This is a genomic window from Arthrobacter sp. CAN_A1 (assembly GCF_015751665.1).
GTDB lineage: Bacteria > Actinomycetota > Actinomycetes > Actinomycetales > Micrococcaceae > Arthrobacter_D.
On sequence record NZ_JADOUR010000031.1, the window covers coordinates 1 to 3,629 of the forward strand.

Here is a 3,629-nt window from a genome sequence, read left to right on the forward strand (position 1 = left end):
CAGGCCCCACCAACGAGCCCAAAACCACAAAATCACCCGAAGCAGGAATCAACCGCCAGCGCAGCGACCAAACCGACGATCATGAAAAATCCGGGTTAGGAAGCAAACTTGATTCCTTCGAGACAGATTGTGATTGGCCAGTTCGTGGAGAACCTGTTGCCAACGGAGCTGATACGTCACGATTCGGCGTTCAAACATGATGGGTCACCCGATGATCTATACGCTGGCCACCCAGGCGTCATCACGGATGCAACCCCGCAGCACGTGCTGGTTGATTGGGTAGGGCTTGAGGATATGTACATCAGCTTCGCAACAGGAACATCTGTCTACTACATAGGTGGGTCCCTCCATACAATGGCCGTGATCTCCGAAGAAGAGTACACACAGCGAAGTGCGCGGATCCGAATGGGGCAATCACCGTTGCCATAAACAGACCCCTCACCGCCCATGAAGGCGGCGCGGTTGGGCAGGGACGTGGTCAGGAAAGTCTTCCTCAGCTATCCCGCCAGGTTCATAAACCGACTTCACGAACCTTCGCACCTCGGCCCTCAACTCGTCCTCAGTCACGTTGGCCTCGGCATCAGAGGTGATCCCGCCTGAGCCGACAGCGAACCGGCCCACAGTGAATACGTAGGTGCCATCCATCGGCCCATTGATCCAGGCAAAGTCATAGGAGAGGGCTCCACCTGGTTGTCTTCTTTCGCTAATCTGGAACAACTCTCCATTAACGACGACTTCAAAAGGGTCCATCTGGAGATTCTAGTGCGACGTCCGCCCTGCTAACCGTGAGCAGTGATGAATGCAACCACCAGCGCGAACCGTCCTGAAGCGTTGCATTGGAGGATCCATTACCGCAACACCTAATCCGGCAGCTCGCCCACTCGCCGAAAAACTACCTTGACCCTGGTCGACGGACTAAACCTCATAGCCACACGCGAGAAGTACCTGGACATCGCTTGGCGATGTACCGAAATCGTTCGTTTTCGCTACGAACCTCCAACATGTGCAGAATTCATTGCGGGGTGCCCGAATTTTGTAGCGAAAATCAGTGCCGTATTCTATGCGTCGGTTCTGCCCTCTGTTTACGGGTATTGATACATTGAGGGCATGGGACATCTTTTGGGCTACACCCGTGTATCGACTGGTGATCAAGACGCTGCCCTGCAGGAGGATGCCTTGAAGTTGGCGGGGTGCTATCGGATCTTCACTGATACGGCGTCTGGCTCGCTGGAATCGCGTCCCGAACTGACGAAACTCCTGGATCAGCTGCGCCCCGGTGACACCCTGGTGGTGTGGCGACTCGACCGTTTGGGCAGGTCGATCCGGCATCTGATCGATCAGCTGGCCGGGCTGCAGGAGAAAGGGATCGGTTTCCGGTCCCTGCAGGAGAACATCGACACGACGTCCTCGGGCGGCCGGCTTGTCTTTCACGTTTTCGCTGCCTTGGCAGAGTTTGAGCGGGATCTGATCCGGGAACGGACGAACGCAGGGCTTCTGGCGGCAAGGGCGCGGGGTCGCTCCGGTGGCAGGCCCGCACTGCTCACACAGGACAAGCTCCGGACCGCCCGCCGATTGTATGAGCAGCAGGATATGACCGTCGAACAAATAGGCAAAGTTCTCGGAGTCAGCCGCACCACCATCTACCGGTCACTGCGTCGGGAACCGGCCACTGCTCCAAAGCGGCGTCGACCGGCTTCAGCCGCCAAGGCGGTGTAGTGATGGGAGGAGGCAACAGATCCGTAACCGGAGATGCTGCCTCCACGTCCGAGAATAGGACTGCCGCCCGTTGGGAAATTCTACGTCGGCACATTGACGGCGGGATGCCGCTGAACGCGCTGGCCGCGAATGAGGGCATCGGGTTGCGGACCTTGCAGCGCTGGCACGCTGCCTATCGGCGCGATGGTATTGCCGGACTTGCACCCATCGGTTCGCCTGCCCGTGGAGCGAGAACACATCCGGATGTGCTGAGGCTGATCGAAGGACTGGCTTTGGTAAAGCCGCGCCTATCCACCGCGGCCATCACGCGCAAAGCACGCCTGGCAGCGGCCGAGCAGGGCTGGCAGATGATTTCCTATAGTACGGTCCGATCCATTGTGATGAACCTTGATCCGGGCATGGTTACTCTCGCCCATCACGGGCCTGTGGCATACCGGGATAAGTATGAGATGGTTTGGCGCCGCCGGGCCGAACGGGCGAATGCCATCTGGCAGGCCGACCACACCGAGCTGGACATCCTGGTTCTGAACGTCAATCGGACACCGGCCCGGCCGTGGCTGACGGTAATCCTCGATGATTACTCACGCGCGGTCTGCGGATATATGGTCTTTCTCGGTGCGCCCTCGGCGATGAACACCGCGCTGGCACTACGGCAGGGTATCTGGCCCAAGAATGATTCCGGTTGGCCGATGTGCGGCATCCCTGATGTGCTCTACGTGGATCATGCAACGGATTTCACCAGTGATCACTTGAGTCAAACGGGCAAGGACCTGCACTTCGAAATCATCTACTCAACTGTCGCCAGACCCCAGGGGCGGGGCAAGATTGAACGCTTTTTCGGCACCGTGAATACTGAGCTGTTGGCCGAGCTTCCTGGTTATTTGACCGATGGGCAACGGCATCCGGAACCGGTGCTGACGTTGCCGGAACTGGATCAGGCTGTCGGCACGTTCATTGCGGGTACATATCACCAGCGCGAGCACCCGGAAATCAAAACCACCCCGCATCAGTCATGGGTAGGTGATGGATGGCTTCCGCGATTGCCGGAAACCGTTGACGACCTCAACCTGCTGCTGCTGACTGTGGCCAAGCCGCGGATCGTCCACCGCGATGGCGTTCATTTTCAGGGTCTCCGATACGTCTCGCCGCTGTTGGCCGCCTACGTCAGAGAGCCGGTCATCATTCGTTACGATCCCCGCGACATTGCCGAGATCCGCATCTTTCACCGGGACCAATACATCTGCAGAGCTGTCGATCCCGATCACGAATCAGCCACCGTCACCCTCAAAGACATTCAAGCCGCCAGATCCGCCCGTAACCGGGAACTGCGCGGGCAGATCAACGAACGCGTCGCCGTGGTGGCAGCCCGTCAGCCCGGGATCACGTCGGCGAAACAGAGCGCACCAACTGAACCTGCAAAGAAAAAGAAACCCAAACTGCGCACCTATTTCGAGGATGACTGATGCCATCACAAAGTTTCATCGTTACCAAGGAACACCGTAGGTTCGCCGAGTTCGCCGACGCCGTGCGCCGACAGCACACCATTGGCATCTGCTACGGTCAGGCCGGCATCGGCAAAACGCTCTCCGCCAGGAGATACGCCAATTGGGCCAAAGCCGAAGAACTCCTGGATCGGTGGGGCCCGCGTGCCGATACCGATGCGCAAGTGCATGCGAGCTTGGCCAGGAGACGAACTGTCTTCTACACACCCGGCGTGCTCACGACCCCCAGACTAATGAAGGACGAGCTCGGACTACTCACCCAGCGCACGTCCATCTGTATCGACCAACACCTGGTCGAAATCGGGGCGAGGCCGGGGGGTTACGTCCCGCTGAGTGGTGGAGTTTTCTCGACACCGTGCGGGTCAGTTCCTTGATTATGCTGCAGTAAGTTCGGGAAGCAAAACCGTCTCC

Annotated in this window: 6 protein-coding genes; 4 read left to right on the forward strand and 2 right to left on the reverse strand. The window is 58.4% G+C overall.

Annotated elements, in window-relative coordinates:
• A partial coding sequence (locus IWX62_RS16400) for a hypothetical protein (protein WP_333483491.1) occupies window positions 1–200 on the forward strand: 200 nt, incomplete at its 5' end.
• A 238-nt stretch (window positions 201–438) separates the two neighbouring features.
• On the opposite strand, the gene IWX62_RS15995 is transcribed toward IWX62_RS16400, so the two are convergent.
• A complete protein-coding gene (locus tag IWX62_RS15995) occupies window positions 439–750 on the reverse strand; it encodes a hypothetical protein (protein WP_196842403.1) in 312 nt (103 codons plus the stop codon).
• A gap of 357 nt (window positions 751–1,107) precedes the next feature.
• Here IWX62_RS15995 and IWX62_RS16000 point away from each other — a divergent pair, with 357 nt between their 5' ends.
• The gene (locus IWX62_RS16000) at window positions 1,108–1,716 is read left to right on the forward strand and encodes a recombinase family protein (RefSeq protein ID WP_196842404.1); all 609 of its coding nucleotides are present in this window, start codon (window positions 1,108–1,110) and stop codon (window positions 1,714–1,716) included.
• A gap of 2 nt (window positions 1,717–1,718) precedes the next feature.
• A complete protein-coding gene (locus tag IWX62_RS16005; protein WP_333483492.1) occupies window positions 1,719–3,179 on the forward strand; it encodes a Mu transposase C-terminal domain-containing protein in 1,461 nt (486 codons plus the stop codon).
• 5 nt (window positions 3,180–3,184) lie between these two features.
• On the opposite strand, the gene IWX62_RS16405 is transcribed toward IWX62_RS16005, so the two are convergent.
• Window positions 3,185–3,382, reverse strand: a complete 198-nt coding sequence (locus IWX62_RS16405) for a hypothetical protein (protein WP_333483494.1) — start codon at window positions 3,380–3,382, stop codon at window positions 3,185–3,187.
• On the opposite strand from IWX62_RS16405, the gene IWX62_RS16010 reads away from it, so the two are divergent.
• Window positions 3,287–3,592, forward strand: coding sequence for a hypothetical protein (locus IWX62_RS16010; protein ID WP_333483493.1), 306 nt, complete (start codon window positions 3,287–3,289; stop codon window positions 3,590–3,592). The two genes, IWX62_RS16405 and IWX62_RS16010, sit on opposite strands and share 96 nt — an antisense overlap.
• Window positions 3,593–3,629: the final 37 nt, after the last annotated feature.

What these genes read in the sequence shown, in the direction of transcription:
- IWX62_RS15995 (WP_196842403.1), bottom strand. Translation starts at nt 750, where the DNA reads ATGGACCCTTTTGAAGTCGTCGTTAATGGAGAGTTGTTCCAGATTAGC.
- IWX62_RS16000 (WP_196842404.1), top strand. Translation starts at nt 1,108, where the DNA reads ATGGGACATCTTTTGGGCTACACCCGTGTATCGACTGGTGATCAAGAC.
- IWX62_RS16005 (WP_333483492.1), top strand. Translation starts at nt 1,719, where the DNA reads ATGGGAGGAGGCAACAGATCCGTAACCGGAGATGCTGCCTCCACGTCC.